At 53.7% G+C, this 20,452-nt stretch carries 21 protein-coding genes; 7 read left to right on the top strand and 14 right to left on the bottom strand.

The genetic code is table 11. The features are described 5' to 3' along the window. Positions 1–227 precede the first annotated feature (227 nt). The gene (gene truC, locus AYI87_RS05435; protein WP_144200767.1) at positions 228–1,049 is read right to left on the bottom strand and encodes a tRNA pseudouridine(65) synthase TruC; all 822 of its coding nucleotides are present in this window, start codon (positions 1,047–1,049) and stop codon (positions 228–230) included. A 10-nt stretch (positions 1,050–1,059) separates the two neighbouring features. Next, on the bottom strand, positions 1,060–1,377 hold the full coding sequence (locus tag AYI87_RS05430; protein WP_144200288.1) for a YqcC family protein: 318 nt from the start codon (positions 1,375–1,377) through the stop codon (positions 1,060–1,062). Positions 1,378–1,512: 135 nt separating this feature from the next. Between AYI87_RS05430 and AYI87_RS05425 the strand changes: the two genes are divergently transcribed. Beyond that, a complete protein-coding gene (locus AYI87_RS05425) occupies positions 1,513–2,526 on the top strand; it encodes a DUF3549 family protein (RefSeq protein ID WP_144200286.1) in 1,014 nt (337 codons plus the stop codon). After that, positions 2,523–2,912, top strand: coding sequence for a DUF3301 domain-containing protein (locus AYI87_RS05420; protein ID WP_144200284.1), 390 nt, complete (start codon positions 2,523–2,525; stop codon positions 2,910–2,912). The genes AYI87_RS05425 and AYI87_RS05420 overlap by 4 nt, the downstream gene beginning before the upstream one ends. A gap of 1,852 nt (positions 2,913–4,764) precedes the next feature. Here the strand turns inward: AYI87_RS05420 and AYI87_RS05415 are convergent. Both AYI87_RS05415 and AYI87_RS05410 read right to left on the bottom strand, forming a co-directional pair. Further along, positions 4,765–5,064: a DUF962 domain-containing protein gene (locus AYI87_RS05415; protein ID WP_011866444.1), complete on the bottom strand. Its 300-nt coding sequence runs from the start codon at positions 5,062–5,064 to the stop codon at positions 4,765–4,767. Beyond that, the gene (locus AYI87_RS05410) at positions 5,057–5,707 is read right to left on the bottom strand and encodes a GNAT family N-acetyltransferase (protein WP_011866445.1); all 651 of its coding nucleotides are present in this window, start codon (positions 5,705–5,707) and stop codon (positions 5,057–5,059) included. The genes AYI87_RS05415 and AYI87_RS05410 overlap by 8 nt, the downstream gene beginning before the upstream one ends. 140 nt (positions 5,708–5,847) lie before the next feature. On the opposite strand from AYI87_RS05410, the gene AYI87_RS05405 reads away from it, so the two are divergent. Continuing rightward, positions 5,848–6,078, top strand: a complete 231-nt coding sequence (locus AYI87_RS05405) for a DUF2789 domain-containing protein (protein WP_144200282.1) — start codon at positions 5,848–5,850, stop codon at positions 6,076–6,078. An 89-nt stretch (positions 6,079–6,167) separates the two neighbouring features. Here AYI87_RS05405 and AYI87_RS05400 read toward each other — a convergent pair whose 3' ends face one another. Continuing rightward, on the bottom strand, positions 6,168–6,539 hold the full coding sequence (locus AYI87_RS05400) for a DUF3192 domain-containing protein (protein ID WP_144200280.1): 372 nt from the start codon (positions 6,537–6,539) through the stop codon (positions 6,168–6,170). A gap of 148 nt (positions 6,540–6,687) precedes the next feature. Between AYI87_RS05400 and AYI87_RS05395 the strand changes: the two genes are divergently transcribed. Both AYI87_RS05395 and AYI87_RS05390 read left to right on the top strand, forming a co-directional pair. Next, on the top strand, positions 6,688–7,023 hold the full coding sequence (locus AYI87_RS05395) for a hypothetical protein (protein ID WP_260865087.1): 336 nt from the start codon (positions 6,688–6,690) through the stop codon (positions 7,021–7,023). Continuing rightward, entirely contained in the window at positions 7,023–7,796 is a 774-nt protein-coding gene (locus tag AYI87_RS05390) for a Zn-ribbon-containing protein (RefSeq protein ID WP_144200276.1), read from the top strand. The genes AYI87_RS05395 and AYI87_RS05390 overlap by 1 nt, the downstream gene beginning before the upstream one ends. A gap of 54 nt (positions 7,797–7,850) precedes the next feature. Here the strand turns inward: AYI87_RS05390 and syd are convergent, their stop codons facing one another. Next, complete coding sequence (gene syd, locus AYI87_RS05385; RefSeq protein WP_144200274.1) at positions 7,851–8,513, bottom strand: SecY-interacting protein; 663 nt, start codon at positions 8,511–8,513, stop codon at positions 7,851–7,853. 60 nt (positions 8,514–8,573) lie between these two features. Between syd and queF the strand changes: the two genes are divergently transcribed. Together queF and AYI87_RS05375 are read left to right on the top strand one after the other, a co-directional pair. Then, positions 8,574–9,431 (top strand): NADPH-dependent 7-cyano-7-deazaguanine reductase QueF, encoded by an 858-nt coding sequence (gene queF / locus AYI87_RS05380; RefSeq protein WP_186300561.1) that lies wholly within the window; start codon positions 8,574–8,576, stop codon positions 9,429–9,431. Positions 9,432–9,752: 321 nt separating this feature from the next. Continuing rightward, on the top strand, positions 9,753–10,943 hold the full coding sequence (locus AYI87_RS05375) for an alginate export family protein (RefSeq protein ID WP_144200270.1): 1,191 nt from the start codon (positions 9,753–9,755) through the stop codon (positions 10,941–10,943). 186 nt (positions 10,944–11,129) lie between these two features. Here the strand turns inward: AYI87_RS05375 and AYI87_RS05370 are convergent, their stop codons facing one another. From AYI87_RS05370 to fusA, 8 genes are all read right to left on the bottom strand, one after another. Further along, on the bottom strand, positions 11,130–12,026 hold the full coding sequence (locus AYI87_RS05370) for a 4'-phosphopantetheinyl transferase family protein (protein ID WP_260865086.1): 897 nt from the start codon (positions 12,024–12,026) through the stop codon (positions 11,130–11,132). A 182-nt stretch (positions 12,027–12,208) separates the two neighbouring features. Then, complete coding sequence (locus tag AYI87_RS05365) at positions 12,209–13,489, bottom strand: porin (protein WP_144200268.1); 1,281 nt, start codon at positions 13,487–13,489, stop codon at positions 12,209–12,211. Between the two features lie 43 nt (positions 13,490–13,532). Beyond that, positions 13,533–14,216, bottom strand: a complete 684-nt coding sequence (locus tag AYI87_RS05360) for an ABC transporter ATP-binding protein (protein WP_144200266.1) — start codon at positions 14,214–14,216, stop codon at positions 13,533–13,535. 21 nt (positions 14,217–14,237) lie between these two features. After that, positions 14,238–15,503 carry an ABC transporter permease gene (locus AYI87_RS05355; protein WP_222116768.1) on the bottom strand — a complete coding sequence of 422 codons (1,266 nt, stop codon included), beginning with the start codon at positions 15,501–15,503 and terminating at the stop codon, positions 14,238–14,240. After that, positions 15,490–16,722, bottom strand: coding sequence for an ABC transporter permease (locus AYI87_RS05350; protein ID WP_144200264.1), 1,233 nt, complete (start codon positions 16,720–16,722; stop codon positions 15,490–15,492). The genes AYI87_RS05355 and AYI87_RS05350 overlap by 14 nt, the downstream gene beginning before the upstream one ends. A gap of 53 nt (positions 16,723–16,775) precedes the next feature. After that, on the bottom strand, positions 16,776–17,618 hold the full coding sequence (locus AYI87_RS05345) for an outer membrane lipoprotein-sorting protein (protein ID WP_144200262.1): 843 nt from the start codon (positions 17,616–17,618) through the stop codon (positions 16,776–16,778). Between the two features lie 136 nt (positions 17,619–17,754). After that, positions 17,755–18,114: a cupin domain-containing protein gene (locus tag AYI87_RS05340; protein ID WP_144200260.1), complete on the bottom strand. Its 360-nt coding sequence runs from the start codon at positions 18,112–18,114 to the stop codon at positions 17,755–17,757. Positions 18,115–18,355: 241 nt separating this feature from the next. After that, on the bottom strand, positions 18,356–20,404 hold the full coding sequence (gene fusA / locus AYI87_RS05335) for an elongation factor G (protein WP_144200258.1): 2,049 nt from the start codon (positions 20,402–20,404) through the stop codon (positions 18,356–18,358). Positions 20,405–20,452 lie beyond the last annotated feature (48 nt).

Below are 20,452 nucleotides of genomic sequence, written 5' to 3'. Positions count from 1 at the left end.
TCAGGCGCATGTGTTATTTCAGAACCGTTCAGTCCCTCTCGCTCAACCCGCATCCCCCATCAGAAATTGACCTCCCCGAAGAGAGGCTATCGCCCCTCACAGCGATTAAATCGGCCTGCGCGCTGGTCAAGTAACGCCTAAAGCCCGGACCTTAAGGTATCGAGTCACGGGCCGGTTGGGTTAGGCGACAAGAATGTCTCTAGGTGTCTGCGATTATACTTGAGCCGTTAAGCCTCACAGATAAGAAACGCATCTTCTCCACTCAGCTGCTTATCATCCCAACCCAGCAGTTCAAATAGCGATAACCATTCGGCCTCTAGCTCAGTCTCCACCGCAATTCGCTTGCCGCTTCGTGGATGATTGAACTCGAGTTTCTTGGCGATCAGCCATAAACGATTGATACCACTATACACGCGCATGAAACGGTTCTGCTTGCCGTCACCATGGGTGGTATCACCAATGATGGGATGGCGCAGATGGGCCATATGCCGACGCAACTGATGCTTGCGCCCCGTATGGGGAGTTAGCTGAACCAAGGCATAGCGACTGGTGGCATAGCGGCCAGAAGGATAAGGGATCTCACAATTGAGTAAGGGCTGATAACTGGTCTGCGCCTCCTGCGCCGCCTTATTGGGGTCGACATTCTTGTCACCCAGCTCATCGAGCTCCTGCTTCAAAGGGTAATCCAGCAGCCCGGGCTCGTGCATGTTCCCCCTGACCAGGGCAACATAATGCTTTTGCACCGACTTGCTGGCGAACTGTTCACACAACTGATTCGCCATCTCACTGCTCTTGGCAAACAGCAGTACACCCGAAGTCGGCCTGTCGAGACGGTGGACGGGAAACACGTGACAGCCCACCAAATCCCGCGTCATCTGCATGGCGAAATATTTTTCCCGCCGCGCCAGATAACTGCGGTGCACCAGCAGACCAGCGGGCTTATGGATGGCGACAAGATCGTCATCTTCATAGAGAATCTCGATTGTCGGTGCCGCTTCTACGGCAAGGCTGTCATCGTCTCCAGCTAGTTGCTCGTTAAGATTTTCCATGGTTTCAGGGTTATTTAGATCCACTCAAATGCTCATCTAATTGATTAATAATGGTGATTAATACTCGCATCTCGCCCCGACCCTGCCACACATACTCAGCCATGGGGCCTAAAGCTATCTGACTGGGTAGCGTGCCATTGACCGCAATGATCTCGCCCATCTTGGGCAGAAAGATAAACTGTAGCCACTGCTCAAAGGCCATGGACTCGCAGGCAAAGGGGGTCGGGTCGGCCATCGCCTCCGCTGAAGGCGGCTGGTCTTGCCACAGTTGCAGTCGTTTCAATTCGGCTTCGATAAGCCTTAGCTGTTTTTCGGTATAGAGAGACACACTTTCCTCAATGATATCTTTCGCCGTGGCGCCTAGGCCTGCGAGCTAATTCGGCCGAAATTGTACCATCTCACCTGACTTCTCCCTATAATAAGCGCCATTTAATCTGTTCCCTGTAAGTAAAACGGCATTCAAATGACTGAAATTACGACCCTGACTCAATTTCTCACCACTGCTAATACCCAGTTCCAGGTCTATGATCTCGGCCGCCGGGTACAGCATATCGACATGATGGCCTTCTCCCAAATTGAGGCCCTCCAAGCGCCTTATCCTTCGCCAATACAGGGTCATGCGCAATTTGCCATCGTATTCTGGGACAAGTCTAACCAACACTTCATCTGGTTCCTCAAGTTACCTCTGGATGAACGCGGCCTGCTCTCGCCGGCGCCGAGAACACAGTTTATCCGCATGGTGATTGAGGCCCTGGGCAGCGACCCGACCCAGGCGCTCTCACAAGATCAGCAGGACAAGCTCGCCAACCACCCCTTCGCCTTTAAACCGAGTGCGGAGAAACTGGCGCTGTTCAACGCCTTGGTGCGTAAACAGCTGGGCCTACCCGCCTCGGCGCAATATGAATTTGCCTATCAATACCTATCGGGACAAGTTTCATCTGAGCGTTGGCAAGATGTGGGGTTACAGGGATTAGCGGATATCTGCGTGCGCAGCGCGGCGCTCGACCACTGTGAGCAGCTGCTTAACGCCTTTGAACACAGCGCGGACGAAGTCAAGATAGCCCTGTGCCAACAGCTGGAGCACATCACACTCGAGGCGCCTTTAGCCGAGCGGCTGTTAAGCGCGTTTTATCAGGCCAGTCCCGAACAGAGACTCTACTATCTGCGCGCCCTAGCCTCAGCGCCAGCCCTTACACAGCAAGCGATACAGTACCTGGATGAGCAAGATGCGCTGGATGACAACGCCTTGATCACCATAGCGGGCCGAAATTGGACCGCATTAAAAGACGATCGGACTCGCAAGATCTATCTCGAGGCCTTAGCAAAACAACCCCAGGGCTTCTTTAACCAGATCTTTGCTGATATTGTGGCAATTCCAGCGATACGAACTCAACTCTTGATGGCATTAAGAGACAGCGAGCGCAGCCAAGCCCTCGCCAATGCCATAGGTGGACTCTTTAGGGTGACCAAAGCATGATGACAGACTTTTTAATGATCGCCGCGCTGGTGATCATTGCCGCCTTCTTCTGGCAATTACGCCAGATGGCCGAGCTGAGCCGGGTATTTGCCAGCAGTGAATGCAAGAAACAGCGAGTGCAGCTCCTGGCTATCGCCATGGAATCGGCTAGGCCCAGCGTGGGGGGCACTAGCGGACTGACTTGGAAAGCCAAGTTCTTGATGGAGTTCAGCACAGACGGTATCAATCAATACCGCGCCCATATCTGGATGCATGGTAAGAAGATAGAGAAGATTCATTGGCCTATCTTTCCCGAACCCGAATGGTTGCAAGCCCCAGAGGCAAAAGGTTCGGTCGGCGGCAGTTGTGGCAGTCGCGGCGGTTGTAACTCTGGTGGCTGCAAATAAGCCATCAAGCACGCATCGACGGCTACCTCGCATTCCAATGCTTACTCACGTTATTGCTCAACAGGCAGCCATGCCTAACTCAAGGCACCTGCTATTACAACAGAGCTATTGTTCTAAAACCCAGATAAAGAAAAAGCGCGGCTCAATTAAGAGTCGCGCCTTCTATCTTTTCGCTAAGCAATCCAGCTATTTTAGTGCTCCCTGCTCCATCCTTGCGAATTTATGCTCCTTGCATCTTCCTTGGTCCATCTATTCCTTGTACCTTTTAGCACTTCCATACTAAGGTACTGTCCCTGAGCTTGGTCATCCATTTACCAAGTTTGCTTAATCCCTAAGCATGTCCAGTCTCTTCCTTGGGATTCCTTTCCTACACTCCTTGTCATCTGCCATCCTAGACAGAAATCCATCATCCGTGAGTGTTTGGCCTTCCCTAGTTGTCGACTCTTCCGTGAGTTGCCATCCTTGTACCATCCTTGCCATCATCATCCTGATAATGTGTAGGTCATCCTGACCTTTCCTTGCACATTCATCCTTGAACACTGTTAATTCTAGCGACCCTGTCGCCCATTAACAGGGATGGAAAAAATTCTGCTTAAAGAGTCACATTATTGCCATCTTATAAAAAACCCATAACCACATGAATTTAATGACAAATAAATACTGTTACAGATATAGATAGCATGTGATCAGCTTTATCTCGCACATCAATGTAAGAGATGTCTCACACGGCGGCGGGCACTTTCTGTGAGCTAAGGCCAACTCCAGTAAAACCTTACAGTCAGTGCTCCCAGATCTCTAGATTCGATAGCTAAAAAATAGGCTAAAAAAATTGAGCAAAAAAAGAAAAGGCGCACTATAAGTGCGCCTTTCTATACTCTTGTGTTAGCTATCCTGCTATCGCCGTGCTCCCTGCATCATCCTGATCACATCAGCGTCCTGCCGTCTCCAATTCCTGAGACATCCTGTCTTATTCTTCCCTGGGTGGTCGACTCATTCAACCACGCTCCCACATCCTATGGGCTCCAACGCTTCCTGCCACTATCCTTTAATGCTTACTCTTACCTGTTCCCTGTTCCCTGGTAAGCAATTCCTTGATAAACAGTCCTTGGTTTCACCCACAATCCGTTGAGTGACAATCACTCAAGTCCATTTTGCGTTAATCCCTACCGCCTATTGTCCTAAAGCATCCTGCTCTCATTCCTGATGGTAAGATTCTCGCGTCCTCGACAATCTTGCTATCCTTAGCTTGGCTTTCCTTCGCCTTAGCTATTCCTTAGCTATCCTTTACCATCCGCATTGATTAAGTAAGCTTCTTAACTTGAGTTCAGTATACTTAGCGCAGCGCCAGAATGTACGCCATCAGAAACAATTGTAAATCGATTAAATTTCAACCACCGACAAAGTTTGGGTTAACTTATTGAACATTAATGACATTCAAATATCCGCAGGAAAAAACAGGTGTGATTTCAGGAGAAAGGCTCACATGTTTGTAAGCGATCTCTCACAAGCTACCTAGCAAATTGTGAGTCGCCTCATTCTTAGCTAAGTTTATTAACCGCTGCGCTCGTCATTCATTGCTTGCAAGTCAAAGGTTCAATAAGCCGAGGCCTAGCCGACTCTGAAAGCTAATGGTCAGCTAAGCAATTAATAGCTAGGCCAGATTTATTAGATAAAAATTATTAGGTGAGAAATTATTAGGTGAGAAATTATTAGGTGAGAAATTATTAGCTGAGAAGCTATCAAGTGGGAGCTTATCAAACGATTATCGGCTAAATCTCTAGTAACTAGGCTCTTAATAACCGAGACCATAGTGTGTAGGCGCTCAATATCCAGATAACTAGTGGTTATGCCATCATCGACGGCCCGTTAGCCACTGAGCCAACATAACCCAGTCGGCAAAGAAGCTGTATAAGGGGTACTCGAAGGTTGCGGGCCGGTTTCGCTCAAACACGAAATGCCCTATCCAGGCTGCGCCATAACCCAGAACAGGCAGCAGCCAGAGCAGCCAATACTTGGCTAGCACTATGGCCACCACCAGGAGCGCGATCACCGACAGGCTACCCACATAGTGCAGGGCGCGGCATCTGGGATCCCTATGTTGCGACAGATAGAAGGGATAGAAGTCTTTGAAGTTGGTGTAGCGCTTACTCAATCTCAGGGCTCCGATAGAACAGCAGCTCGCCCGGCACCCCGCCTATGACGAGGCGTTCGATGGGCGCAAAATCCATGGAGGAAAACAGATGGGCATGATCATCTTGGGTCACATAAACCCCCACCCCTTCGAGCTCTGGTTGCTCGTCACACCAGCTCATCACAGCCTGGATCAAACGTCTACCTAACCCCTTATGCTGCTCGATCGGTGTGACTGCAATGAACTGCAATATGCCGCATTGAGTGCTGGGTAGATGCTCTAGAATCGAAGATTCTTTCTTCATCAGTGCCTGGGTCGATTGCCAGCCGGCGCTCAGCAACATCTTCAGGCGCCAATGCCAGTATCTGGCCTCCCCCAATGGCACCTGCTGGGTCACGATACAGGCCAAGCCAATCAGACGCTCCTCCTCAAATAGGCCGATCAATGCCTGCTCCTCTTGCCACAGGGTGTGCAACTCCTCGCGAATGGCACCGCGTAGCTTCTGCTCATATTGCGCCTTGTCTCCCTTATGCAGGGCAGCAATAAAGAAGGGGTCGTCATGGTAGGCGTTATAGAGAATCGAGGCGGCGACGCGTAGGTCTTCGGCGGTTAAATAGACAGCTTTATAGGTTTCGTTAACAGGTGGGGTAGCTGTTGTCATCATTGCTGTTATTCCTTGATCCAGATCAACATGGTCCAATGTAACAAGCTTGTAAAAAAGTGCAAACTTTAATCGATTCGAAACTTTATCAATTTATCGCATACTAAATAGAAGCACCTCATCATCAACAAGCGAGGGATAAGATGGACATCACACAACCGGATCTAGCCACCCTATTTGACCAACTCGGCCTGCCGAGTGAACCCGATGCCGTTGAGGCTTTCATCAAGCAGCATTCCATCGCCGCGGAGATCCATATCGCCGAGGCCCCCTTTTGGACCCAGGCCCAGAGGCACTTTTTAGCCGAAGCCTTAGCAGAAGATGCCATGTGGACAGAGGTGATCGACCATCTCGACGCCCAGCTTCGTTCCTAGAGGCGAGGCTTACACACAAAAGACTTACGAATGGCTCAAACGAAAAAGGCAAGCCGAGTTGGCTTGCCTTTTGGCGAAAGATTATCACATTACATGTTGTGGTAGGCCTTCTCCCCCCACCCCACGACGCGATTATCTGTGATCACGATAGGCGTACATTCATCCTTGGTGGTGGTGCCATCTTCCCGCGTACGCTGGGTACGATAGTAGAGTACGTTGATCGTCTTGTCTTGCTTGGTATAGGCCTCGTTAAAATCGGCGGTGCCCATAAGTGTCATCACCTGATCGCGCGTCATCCCCAAAGATAACTTAGACAGGTTCACACGATTTTGCTCCTGTACGCGCTCCCAAGAATTGCCCGTACTCCAGCCCTTGTCACCTTCACCCACATTCAATACACACCCAGATAGCACTAAACTGGTAGCGCCGAAGACCAATGCTGTTATTAATTTTGTTTTCACTTTCACGTCCTGTTTATCTATTATAACTGGATTCAGGTAAAGCAAAGCTTATGCCAAACAGATATATCTATAACTTTCAATATCTTAGATAAAACCCAAGGTTCAAGAGTATGTCTGTCAGGCTAAAAAGTAAGGAATTTCACCAATCATGAGTCCACTCGAACAGGTGCTGGTCGCCGCACGTAAATTGAGTCTGGCGGGTAAGCCTCCCAGCCTGGCATTGATCAAGGCAAGTCTGGGCAACTCGCTTCCCATGCCTATCCTGGTTCAAGGATTACAACGCTTTAAATCTATGTCAGCCGATGAGCAGGCGGCGATAGTGGTAACCTCGAGCGCGCCAGCATCAAACGTTCAGAGCGACGACGCTACGCCGACGCTGGACCAGCTGGCTGAGCAGGTTGCCAGGCTCACAGCCAATCAACAGGCCTTGGTTCAGCGTATCAGCGAACTCGAAGCCAAATTGAACGACAAGGACGCTCACTGATGCACGTGGTGGAACTCAGATTCGAGTGTTTTGACAACACCACCATCACGGCCGCCGAACGCGCGATTAATGGTCTGCTGGAAGCCTACCGGGCCAATGGCCAGGTACTGGGCCGTGAATTTGCCGTGGCCTTCAACGAAGGGGAGTTCAGGGTGCGCCTGCTGCTGCCAGAAAAGAGTAGCTTGGCCAAACGTTTCAACAGCCCCTGGGTCAATTATGCCCTCGAGGAACTCACCCAGGCCAAGCTGCTACATCCGAGGGAAAAATATATCGGCCAGGACATCAACTCTGAAGTCAGCAGCACAGAGCCCCCCAGCTGGCAACTGCTCTACACCAGCTATGTACACATGTGCTCGCCACTACGAAACGGCGATACCCTGCAGCCCATTCCCCTGTATCATATCCCTGCGACCTTCAACGGCGATCACAAGCGGGTGCTCAAGTGGCAAACCGAATGGCAGGCCTGCGATGAGCTGCAGATGGCGGCGGCCACCAAGGCGGAGTTCGCCGCCTTAGATGAATTGAGCCAGTGTGACAGCGATCTGTTTCGCCGCGGCTGGGATCTGCGTGGACGCATCGAATACCTCACCAAGATCCCCACCTACTACTATCTCTACCGCGTGGGCGGCGAGAGCCTGGCCGCCGAGCAGCAAAGGCCCTGTCCACGCTGCGGCAACAGCCACTGGCTATTGGAAACCCCTTTGCTGGATCTTTTCCACTTCAGGTGCGACAACTGCCGCATCGTCTCCAACATCTCCTGGGATCACCTCTAATGGCGGTTCGCGCTCACTCTCTTCTCGCGAGCTAATTATCTTTTAACACGCCGACTATCTCCCTGAGCGTAAGTGCCGCCACATGGTCTTGAGTCGCTGCCAAATCCCGGGGTGATCTGTCTCGGGCATAGCGACTTCGACCGGTTTCTGCGGCGGGCAGACTCGCGGGCGAAGAGAGGCGATAAAATCCTCCAGGCTATCTGCCAATTGCCTATGGGGCTGCTCGCCTGGGATCTCTATCCAGACGCTGCCATTCTCGTTATTCACCACCAGCATCTCGTCACCTTCCCCCAGCACGCCGATAAACCAGGTCGCAGGCTGTTTCAACTTCTGCTTCATCATCAGGTGGCCGATAAGGTTTTGCTGCAGATATTCGAAATCTTGTTGGTTCCAAGGCTGCAACAGCTCACCCTCACCAAAGTCTGAGTCAAACATCAGCGGCGCCGAAAAATAGCGCCCGTAGAAGGCCTGTATGCTTGAATGCAGTGTGATGGAGAGGGCATGCTCTATGTTATCGAACAGCCCCTGGCTGTCGCGTCTTACTGCCTGCCACTGCACCGACCGCTCGGGCGAGACTTCGACTATCTCCTGATCACAGTCTAAGACACAGGGAGAGACCTCCCCCAGCGGAAAATAACGGGGCGATTCCCCCAGTTTATCGCTATAGGCTTGATGATAAAGCGTAAAAAATTGATCCAGTGCAGGCAAAGAAGACACTTAGCAGTTACCCGAATTTTAAGTATAATGTGCGCCTATTTTGACATGGAAAAACGATTGATGACACAGGTTCATGACCCTTATCGCGACGCCCCCGCGTTGTCCAAACTGACCTTAGGTAAATCGACTGGCTATCAAGCCCAATACGATGCCTCCCTGCTACAAGGCGTACCACGCCAGCTCAATCGGGATGCCATCGCCTTAGGCGATACCCTGCCCTTCCATGGCGCCGACATCTGGACCGGCTATGAACTCTCCTGGTTAAACGCCAAAGGCAAGCCCATGGTGGCCATCGCCGAGTTTATCCTCGACTTCAACAGCGACAACCTGATCGAGTCCAAGTCTTTCAAGCTCTATCTCAACAGCTTCAACCAGACCCGTTTCGACTCCATCGAGCAGGTTCAGCAGACCCTGGCCAAAGATCTGTCTGCCTGCGCCGGCGGTGAGGTAGTGGTGAAGATCATCGAGCCAAAGCAGTTTGCCCACCAGCGTGTAGTTGAGTTGCCTGGCACCTGCATCGACGATCTGGATATCGAGATTGACAGCTACGAATTCACAAGCGACTACCTTATCGATAGCACAGATGACAAGAGCGTGGTGGCCGAGACACTCACCTCTAACCTGTTGAAGTCTAACTGCCTGATCACCTCTCAGCCCGACTGGGGCAGCGTGATGATCCGCTACCAGGGCCCAAAGATAGATCGTGAGAAATTGCTGCGTTACCTCATCTCCTTCAGGCAACACAATGAGTTTCACGAGCAGTGTGTCGAGCGTATCTTCGTCGACCTCAAGCGCCTGTGTCACTGCGCCAAGCTGACCGTCTACGCACGCTACACCCGCCGCGGCGGCCTAGATATCAACCCCTATCGCAGCGACTTCGAAAATCCACCCGAAAACCATCGACTGGCACGCCAGTAAACTGATGGAAAAAGATTGAGCCCGCATTAAGCGGGCTTTTTGTTATAGAGCCCCAATGAAGTAACAAAAGCGCTACGCTCACCTCACGTGCCACCTCATCTCAATTCATCTCACTTCAATGCATGCAAAAAATATTATTTAGCACTCCCTAAAAATACCACTTTAGAGATACCTCTAATTTAGTATAAGCTTATGATCTTTATCACAAATCTTGACACAAAAAATCAATCACTGTGCAACATTGTTTTAGATCAACAAACCGATCCTTTTGCAGCCCTATAACAGCTCTTGAGCAATGACCAAACAAAAGGATCACAATTAATGAAACTTCACGCCCTCAGCCTCGCCGTGCTTGCCAGCTTGTCCGCCTCTGCCCTTGCAACAGAGAACGTCGATCCCCTCAAGAAAGCCTTTATCGACGACTCTCAAGTCAAAGTGCAGTTTCGCCTACGCTATGAAGATGTGGATCTGGCCGATGTCGACCAGCAAAATCAAACCACGCTGCGTACCCGCCTGACCTATCAAACCGGCGACATCTACAAGCTATTTGCCCTGGCTGAAGTGGACGACGTGCGCTCTACCGACGATGAGCCACTGATTGCCGACTATGAATATACACAAATCAATCAGGCCTTTATCGGTTACCGCGGCCCGGCTAACACTTTGGCCCAATATGGCCGTCAGCGCATCCTGCTCGACAACCAACGTTTCGTCGGTGGTGTTGGCTTCCGTCAAAACGAACAGACCTATGATGCCTTCTCGGTAAAGAACACTGCGGTAGAGGGGCTTACTGCTTACTACGCCTATGTGAATAACGTTAATCGTATCTTCCCGGAAGGGTCGGGTAAGGATGAGCACAAGAATAAGACCCACCTGGTTAACGTTAACTACAAAGGGTTAGACTTCGTTAAGCTCAGCGGTTACGCCTATCTCATCGACAACGTCAATGTGGCCGCCTTCTCCACCGATACCTATGGTCTGCGCGCCACAGGCGATATCAAGCTGGAAAAACTCAAGTTTAACTACGAGGCGGAGTACGCCCAGCAGTCTGAAGGCGGCGACAACCCTGTCAGCTACTCTGCGCCTTACTATAAGCTGGGTGCCGGGGTGAACTTTGATGCCTTCGGCGCGAAAGTCGGCTACGAAGTATTGGGGTCTGACGATGGCAAAGCGGGCTTTATCACGCCACTGGCCACACTACACGCCTTTAACGGCTGGACAGATAAGTTCCTCTTCGGCGGCAAGGGTAACTGGGAAAACGGTATCGTAGATACTCACGTGATCCTGACCGCCAAACTCGCCGGACTCAAGCTACTGGCCAAGTACCACAAGTTTGATTCAGACTACGGTGACGTGGATATGGGTAAGGAATGGGGCGTATCGGCCACCTATCCTTTCGCCAAACACTATAGCCTAGGGGTGAAATACGCCAGCTTCAGCGGTGCCGATGCTGGATATGCCTTCTCTAACGACACGGACAAACTCTGGTTGACCTTCCAGGCAAACTACTAAGCCCTTTGTCCTATCGCCCTAGACGGGCGATAGGTGCCAATACTCCCTGAGTAACAACAGATTTTGCGGGAATATCACAGGTGAAAACCTCAGTCTTCCCGCTTTTTTTAGCGGTAAATATCCTGCGAGCTTTTGGTTCAGTTGCAATCTTTCGCTCGGGTGAAGCCTTTGGCCTGGTAAGGCTTATCACTCAGGCAACAAGGCCTGTGCACTCACCATCTCACAGCGTAAATCTAACGGCTGCGCCGAGGAGAGGCTCAGCGCGAAGCGATACTCATCACCCAGTTGCCACAGCATACTCTGCCAGCCCGCAGCCGGTTGAGCCTGTTGTAGGTCATCCTTTACGTCTGCTTGCTCAGATCTCTCCTGTCCAAAAGCTTCTTGCTGAGAGTCTTCTCTTACTAAAAACAGGCGCGCCGCCTGCTCGAGCCGGGCTTGCCTGGCATCCAGGTCTTTAAAATTTAGCGCCTGATGCTGAATCTCACTCAACTCGAAATAGAAAGATTTGAGCGAGAGTGCCAGCCCAAGCCCCTTAGCCTTGATATAGGACTCCTTCAACGCCCAGAGATCGAAGAAACGCTGACGCTGACGCGCGCTCGGCAGCGCCAACAGGGCATCTCGTTCCTGGCGGGTAAAGTAATGATTCAGGATGGCATGAATGTTGGTGTTCTGCCTCAGACGCTCGATATCGACCCCGAGTTCCAGCCGCGGCGATTTAGCGATAGCCAGCAACATATAGTCGCCACTGTGGCTAAGGTTAAACACCAGCTGGCTGCGCGCAAAAAAAGCTTTGCTGAGCACAGGCTTACCCTTATCCAGGTAATCGAAGCGCCACTCACTCGGGGCAATAGCGCCATCTATGTTCGCATTTAGCAGGCTGTGAGCTTTTGACAGCAGCGCGCGCAGATAGCACCTGACCAGGAGCCCCTTCTCCCTCGCCGGCGCCATTCGATAACGCATCACTTTCTGCTGCTCATCCAAAGGTAAGGTATCGAGCAAATGCGCTTGCTGGTCACTACTGAGTCCCGGCAGGTTCAAGGGGCAAAGATAAAGATGTAGGGGGATAGCGTCGCCAGCGGCCATGTTCAACTCGATTAATTTCCTGCGCTTAATGTCCAGCAGAGGAGGAGAAAAGATAAGAGGCCCAAGCCTAGCATCTCAGGCTTTGGAGTACCACACATGCCTTTTAAGCTGAGCCTTTCAAGCGGCGCCGTTCAAAGGGAGTCGTTCAAGCAAGGCCTTAAGCATAGAATTAGACAGGCCAACTAAAAGCTCCACTTAAGCTGCAGATAGCCCAGGGTGGAAGCCGACTGGCCGAACAGGCTGGTGTTCGAGCCGTCGAAGCGCTGCGCGATCAGGCTAAGTTGCCAGTCATCCGCCAGCGAATACTGGTAGGTTAAGCCGACAAAAAAGGAGTCATCATCATAGTAGCTGGCATTGGCACTGAGACGGCTGAGCGGCGTCAGATCAAAACCCAGATCCAGATAATAGGTCCAGGTGGTGAAGCTCAAGGTACGGGCCGAGAGCGGCAGATTCAGGTAGATCAAGGCGCTGTCGACGCTCAGGGGCGACGAGATATAGAGGGCGGCGCCCAGTACGCGCCAGTTGGCATCAGTGGCGAAGCTGTAATCCATCTCCAGGGTCGCGACAGTGGTGGCCGTAATCGTCTGTGTCGCGCTTGCGAACGACTGAGTAGTCCTAGACTCGGCATCGACAGGCGCCACAGACGATGTATATAACGGATCGAAATGGGTCACCTCGCCACGCAGCCCAGCCCCCCAAATATCACCAGCAAATCCGCCGCCAAACACCCTGTCATCTCGGGTCTCGCCGAGTATCAGCTGCCAATCCCAGCCCAAGTCATACCCCAAGTCACAGCCAAAAAAGTTATGCCCAAGATAGCGCCCGGCGTACTGACGATTCGTTCGGCTTATTGATACACCGTCGTTTATTGCGCTATCCGCCCCCTGGCTATAGACAAACTCCAGCTGGCTGGCGTAACCCAGTTGGCGGCTAAGCTTAAGGGCATCGACCCCGCGACGCTCGGCATAATCGACATCATAAATAGAGTAGGCATTAAAGATATCGTTGGGATTCCACAGGGTGCTCATGGCCCAGTTGACTCTAAAGCGCCCGGCGACCAGCTCCCAGTTATCAGCAAACTCCCAGCTTAAATAAGCGCGATCTAACTGGCTGTTGCCGATCCAGCCGTCGCTATCGAGCCAGTTGGCCGACAGATCCCAGTAGCCGGGATCCCAGGCAACCAGCTCGCCATAACCCTGCAGCCTGCTGCTGTCCCCGACCATGAGGCGATTACGCAGGCCGACATTCACCCTAAGCGTCTGCCAGCGATACTCGGCGTCGATACGATTATGCAGCAGGCTGTCCCAAAGCTGCTCGCCCTCAGCGGGGGCAATGACAGAGCCGAGATAACTCACATAGCCCTTGACCTGCCAGGGCTGATCTGGCGTAACGCCTGGAATGGGCGAAGCCAAAGCGCTAAGACTCAACTGAGCCGCCCAAAGGCAGACGGTGGCAGTCAACATTGGCCTTAACCCTAGCTTTAGCATAAGCACTCAGCCGCCCGATTCATTGACGGCGATCCTCGACCAGGCGGCCATCTTCAAACACTATCACCCGCTTGGCCCTGGCGATCACCCTGGGATCATGGGTCGAAAAGATAAAGGTGGTGCCCTCCTGCTCATTGAGCGACTGCATAATATCCAGCAGCTCGGCGGTGCTCTTGGCATCCAGGTTAGCGGTGGGCTCATCGGCCATCACAAATCTCGGCCTGGGAGCCAGTGCCCGCGCTACGGCCACCCTCTGCTGTTGCCCGCCCGACAACTTGGCGGGGATCTTATCCTTCTGGGCTGTCAGCCCTACCTGGGTAAGCAGCGCCATGGCCCGCTCGCGACACTCGGCCTCGCTGTGGCCCTGCAACTGCATGACAAACTCGACATTCTCTAGCGCCGTCAGCACCGGCAGCAGGCTATAGTCTTGAAAGATAAAACCCACATGGTCGCGGCGAAAGGCGATTAGCGCCTGCTCGCTCAGGTGGGTGATATCCTCGCCGTCGATAAATACGGCGCCGCTACTCGGACTGTCGATGCCGCCTATCATGTTAAGCAGCGTGGTCTTGCCTGAGCCGGAGGGGCCCATGATGGCGACAAACTCCCCCTGGGCTATATTGAGGTCCAGAGACTTTACCGCCGCCACCGGAAAGTCACTCTCGGGGTTATAGATCTTAGTTAATGCTTGAATCGCTATGGTCATTAAATATCTGACTCCTTTGGCCTAATGCTTCTGCGACATGGCGTCTACCGGACGCTGCTTGACTATCTGCCGCGCCGGATAGAGGGCCGCCAGCAGGCTTACAATCACCACCATCGCCAGGGTCGAGAGATACTGGCCCAGGGTGACCTGGGGATATAGGGTGGTCGATACCCCGAAGGCGCCGAGTCCATCGGCCATGTTACCAAGGGGGATGCCTGTATTTGCCAACAGCGCGATCACCAACATGCTGAGCAAGAGGCCAAGTAGCGCCCCCGTCAGCCCAAGCAGCAGAGACTCCAGCAGGATCAACCCCATTATCTTGCGCTTCACCATGCCGATGGCCATCAGCACACCAAACTCCCGCGTACGCTCAAACACCGCCATCAACATGATGTTGGCGATCCCCAGCCCCAGCGCCGAGATGAATATCAGTAAGATCACTGCGTTGCTGGTGTTCATCTGAGCGATAATGGTGGCCAACATGGGCTGGATCTCTTGCCAGTCGCGCACCCTGTCCTGGGGCGCCAGCACACTCGACAACCTCCTGGCAAGCTCCCTGGCGCGGCTATTGTCCAGACTGTCGCTCTTCGTCAGGCGAATGGCGATCTCATGCACGCCATCCAGCCCCGCCAACGCGGTCAGATCGGCGCGGCGCACATAGGCGTTGGCCTCATCAAAGGTGCTGGAGGGCGAGCGATAGAGGCCCGCCACCCGAAACGCCGCGCCACTTACCGCCTTGTCGGCGTTGCTGAAGGTGAGCACCACCTTGGAGCCCAGCCTCAACTTGAGGCGGCTCGCCGTCTTCTCTGAGATCACTATGGGGTGGCGTCCACCGGCCTCGAGCCAGCCGCCCTGGGTGATATTGTCGGCGATGGGCGTCACCCTAGCCTCGGCGGCCGGATCGACGCCATTGATGCGAATACCGCGACTCGCCCGGGGCGAGGCCAGCATGCCCTGCACCACAAAGCGCGCCGAGACACCTTGCACCTCAGAGATCTGACTAAGCTCAGCCAGCACGGGCTCAGGCGCGCGTATCCGGCTATTGATATCCGGGTCGAGCAGATAATCCTTGTTATGCACCTGCAGGTGGCTGGTCTGCCAGGCGACAGCGTTATCTATCATGTTGGCGTACATGCCCGTCATGAAGCCTAACATCACCACCACGCCCACCAAGCCAAACACCATGGCGCACACCATGATGCTGGTACGCAGCCGGTTACGCCACAGATTGCGCCAGGCCAAAAGGGTCAACATGGGCGGATGCCAGCCAGAATTATCCTTGGTCATCATCGCCTCCTTTGAGGGCCGCAACCACCACCAGATGCTGGGTGCGCCACAGAGGATAGCAGAGGCAAAGCGCCATCAGGCTGAGGATGATGATCACCTGATTGCGCACCAGCGCCAGCGATACCTTCATGGGCATCACAGGCTCCCAGCCCATCTCGAGCATCATCTTGGCGGTCTCGCCAGTCAGAGAGATAGGGTGATAATAGAAGTAACCTATCACCACGCTGCTGACTCCAAGCCCCAGGGCCGTCCCCAAGGCGGCAATCAACAAGGATTCGATCATCACCAGGCGCAGTAAGGTCAGGCGCGCCATTCCGGTCGCCAGCATGACGCCAAACTCCCGCCTGCGCTCCAGCGTCATCATCAAGATGGTGGCAAACAGGGCGAAGCCGACGATGAGATAGAGCAGGCAGATCATAAACAGGCCGCCGGCCCTATCCAGGGCGATCTGCTGCGCCATCTCAGGGGCCAGCGACTGCCAGTCCCGCACCTTGACCCTATCACCATAAAGCGCAGAAAGCCTCTCGGTCAGAGGCGCCACCTCATCTAAGTTGTCGCTATGCAGCACCCAGGAGGTCACCTGTTCACCGGTTGAAAACAAGCCTTGGGCCGCGCTTAGGGGCATATAGACCAACTGATTGTCCAGCTGCGCCAGGGGGAAATGCAGTATGCCGGCGATAGGATAGACTCCGGCCGCCGTCTGGCCATGGTAGCCCTGACCATAAAGCACCAGCTCATCGCCGACACCTAGCTTTAGGTACTCCGCCAATCCTTGTCCCAGCAGCACCTCCTTGGCACCAGGGGTTAAGTAGCGACCGGCCACCAGCTTGTCATCTATGCCCGAATAGTCGCTCTCCAGCTGGGGGCGTACGCCGTACACCAGCACGCCTTTGGAGCGCTCCTCGCTTGAGGCCAACAGGAAAGATTCGATTCTGGGCAGGGCGTAGCTGATGTGGGGTAAGGCCTTGGCCGGGGCGATAAAGTCATCATCGCCGGGCAGTAGATCTTCGATGCTCTCAGTGGTGGCATACTCTGGAGATTGCAGCTGGATCAGGCCGGTGGAGAAGCGGGCACTGTTGTCGATATTGTGCTCGTAACTGCCCTCCTGCATGCTGCGCATAAAGAGGGAGAGAAACAGCGCCAGCGCCAGGGCGAAGGCAGTCAGCAGGGTGCGCCGCTTCTGCCGCCAGAGATTTCGCCACGCCAGCTTAATCAACATGCCTCACCTCTATTCTTGTATCTAATGCTTAGCGTCTTAGATTTATCTCTGTGTTAATCCCGCAGCGCCTTCATCTGCTGCTGAGAGAAGAAATCATCACCTATCTCAAAATCAAATGCTGCCTCATGGGTGATAAGCTCGGTGTGCTGCCCAGGTTTATCGGCCGGGATCATCACCATTTGGGTGGCCAACATGCGCCCGCCCATCTCCTGAATACCCGAGGTGGTCAGGGTGTTTACCAGCTCATCGAACTCGTCGAAAAATTCCACTTTACGCTGCAAATAATCGCGACTCGAGATCCACAGACGAATACGGCTCCAGACCACAGGAGCATCTGGTTTGGCAAAGGCATCGATGACGAAGCAGTCATCCCCCTCTATCGATTCGTGCTGCACCAGCTGATGTCGATAATCGACCACTATGGAGGACTGATTGATAAGGTCGTCATTGGTGAAGTCTGAGCCCATCCAGGACTGGCTCAACATGGAGGGGGCTATCTTGATGATGCGCTCGATGGCGGGCACCCAGTTCCACATCTCACGGTAGCGTTTGAGAGACACGCTGCCCTTGTCCTTCGCTGGCGCCGTCACCAGTACCAGCGACAGCTCCTGTCCCTTGGTCCAGCTCTTCATGCTCATGGAGCGCGTCCAGTCCGGACGCACGATATTCATGGTCGCCACCACATAGCTGGACTTACCGCGCATCTGCTCGTCGGCGCGGCGCACTATCTCGCGTGCCTCCAGGGCGTCGCTACTTTTTATAACCGCAGTCTCGGCAACCCTAGCCTCTGCAAGCAAACTCCCAGGAGCTAGAGTTTCGGCTATCGCTGAAATTGGTGCCATACACACCAGGACAAGGCCTAGCATGCCCGCTAACCAAGGTCTCGCTCCATCCATGTCGACGCCTCCAATAATTGCTCAAATGCCGCGCTAAACACTAAAACTTTAGACTATAACTAGTTGTCTTAAAAGGAAACAAACGAAAGTGTGACCCGCTTTTTTCCCCTTACTCTTAACTTACTTAAACCTTTTCCTAAGCCTTTTCCCTGTCACCATGGCTTGGCGGTGTAGAGGTCACCAGAAATTCCAGCACCTGCTCGCCGCCGTTGCGCAGGCAGTGAGCCTGACCCGGCGCCACATGCATCCCCTGGTGAGCAGTGAGTCTATGCTCGATACCCTCCACCTCAAGCAGTGCCGTGCCCGACAGGATGAAGAAAAACTGCTCCGCCACCTTGTGGTAGTGACGCTGCTCGCCCCTGCCCACAGGTACCCGCTCCTGAATCACGCTCAGCGCAGGACGCTTCACCAGATGCCAGCCATCACAGGCTTTGCCTTCCATATCCTGTTCGCCCCAAAGATAGTGCTCACTGTTGTCGCGACTGACCACCTTCATCTATGCCCGCTCCTCATTTTCGCTGCTAGATTAATTTATGATGCGACCAAGCTAATCCTAAGACTCTGCGAGTGCAATAAGCGTCGGGGCATTTAGCTAATGCAACTCAGCGCTGGCACAAGAAAAAAGGAGAACTTAGTTCTCCTTTTCGCGACTCACTTTCTTGATTCAATCATCAAGGCGCATTTTTCAATGACTCATGTTTCAAAAGCAGTAAATAACACTAATGCCTGATCGAGTTTTAGTGGGCCTTTGCCGCCGAGACCAATGCCTTCTGCACATGATCCGGCACCACATCATAGCGGCTAAAGGTCATGGCAAACTGACCGTCGCCGCCGGTTAAGGATTTCAGCCGGGTCGAGTAATCGTCGACGGTCGCCAGCGGCGCCTCGACCTCTACTTCCACCTTGCCATTGCCCTGGGCCTGGGTGCCGCAGATGATGCCGCGATTGGCGCTGATATCCCCGGTAATGTCACCCACATGCTCCTGGGCCACCTGCACCTGCATCTCAACGATCGGCTCCAGGATCACAGGGTTGGCTTCCTGCACGGCATCGAGGAAGGCCTTCTTACCCGCCATCACGAAGGCGATCTCCTTCGAGTCGACACTATGGTGCTTACCGTCCAGCAGGGAGACGCGCACATCCTGCATCGGGAAGCCCGCCACGGCGCCGCCGTTCATCGCCTCTTTCACCCCTTTCTCGACGGCAGGAATGTATTGGCTCGGCACAGAGCCGCCCACCACCTTGCTGACAAACTCAAACCCTGCGCCTCTCGGCAGCGGCTCGACAGTGAGCTCCACCTCACCAAACTGGCCGGCACCGCCAGACTGTTTCTTGTGACGGTAACGCGCAGTGGCGCTGCGGGTAATGGTTTCGCGATACGCCACCGCGGGCACATCGGTTTCCATATCCACGTTAAACAGGTCATGGGCCTTCTCCAGCGCGATCTGCAGATGCAAGTCTCCCTGACCTTGTAGAATCGTCTGCCCCTCCGCCTCGTTCTTGGCGATGTGCAGGCTAGGATCTTCCACCACCAGCTTATTAAGCACCTCGGCAATCTTCTGCTCGTCGCCGCGGCGCTTCGCCGACACCGCCAGACCGAAGATAGGTTGTGGCAGCACCAGCTCAGGCAGGTGGAACTCATCTTCGTCGTGACTATCGTGAAGCACGGCGCCCACGGTCAGCTCGTCCACCTTAGAGATGGCGCAGATATCGCCGGGCACCGCCGAGGTCACGCTGATCTGCTTGTCCCCCTGCAGCTTAAACAGGTTGCCCACCTTGATGGGTTTGCGACCATCGCCGATAAACAGTTTCATCCCCAGAGAGATGGTGCCCTGATAGACCCTAAACACTCCCATACGGCCGAAGAAGGGATCAATGGCCACCCTAAAGACATAGGCCAGAGCGTGATCTTCGCTGGACTGAGTCACATCCACCGGCAGGGCCGACTCACCCTGCCCCTTGATGAACTGGGGCGGGTTGGCCTCTAACGGATTGGGACTGAGTTTAATAATCAGCTCTAACAGCGCGCTTATGCCGACTTGCTGCTCGGCGCTGGTGAAACAGACGGGCACCAGATGGCCCATGCGCAGCGCGGTTTCCAGCGGTGCATGCAGCTGCTCGGGCGTAAGGTTTTCCCCCTGCTCCAGATACAGCGCCATAAGCTCATCATCTTCCTCGAGCACAGTATCCACCAGCTCATCGCGGGCGCTGGCTACATCGTGGAACAGGGCCTCGCCCTGCAACTCAGGCTGCGGATGCAGATAACAGTCGATCACGTCATCCAGGGCGGCGTTAGGCAGATTCACCGGCAGGCAGCGATGACCAAACTTGGTTTGGATCTCATCGAGTAGCCCAGGCAGATTGGCGCCATTGCCGTCGATATGGTTAATCGCGATCAGCACCACCTTACCCTGTGCCCTGGCCGCCTCGAAGGCGCGCTGGGTGATGGTTTCTATGCCGGTGGCGGCATTGATCACCAAGAGCACAGACTCCACGCCACTAAGCGGCAATAGCGCACGGCCGAAGAAATCGGGCAGACCCGGGGTGTCGATGAAATTGATATGATGATTGTCGAAATCGAGATTGAGGAAGGAAGGTTCTAGGCTATGTCTGTGGTCTTTTTCTTGGGCAGTGAAATCAGCATGATTTGTGCCCTTGTCCACCCTGCCTTTTTGGGCGATCGCCTCGCCCTGGAACAGCAATGCCTCGAGCAGAGTGGATTTGCCCGCCCCTGTGTGTCCGAGCACCGCCAGATTCCGGATCTGCTCCGTGGTAAACTCAGCCATATCGGCCTCCTTTGATCTGTTATATCAATAGGTAACAGCACCACGACC

Source organism: Shewanella sp. KCT (assembly GCF_007636505.1).
In the GTDB taxonomy this organism is placed as follows: Bacteria; Pseudomonadota; Gammaproteobacteria; order Enterobacterales; family Shewanellaceae; genus Shewanella; species Shewanella halotolerans.
This window is presented reverse-complemented; position numbering and strand designations above follow the sequence as displayed.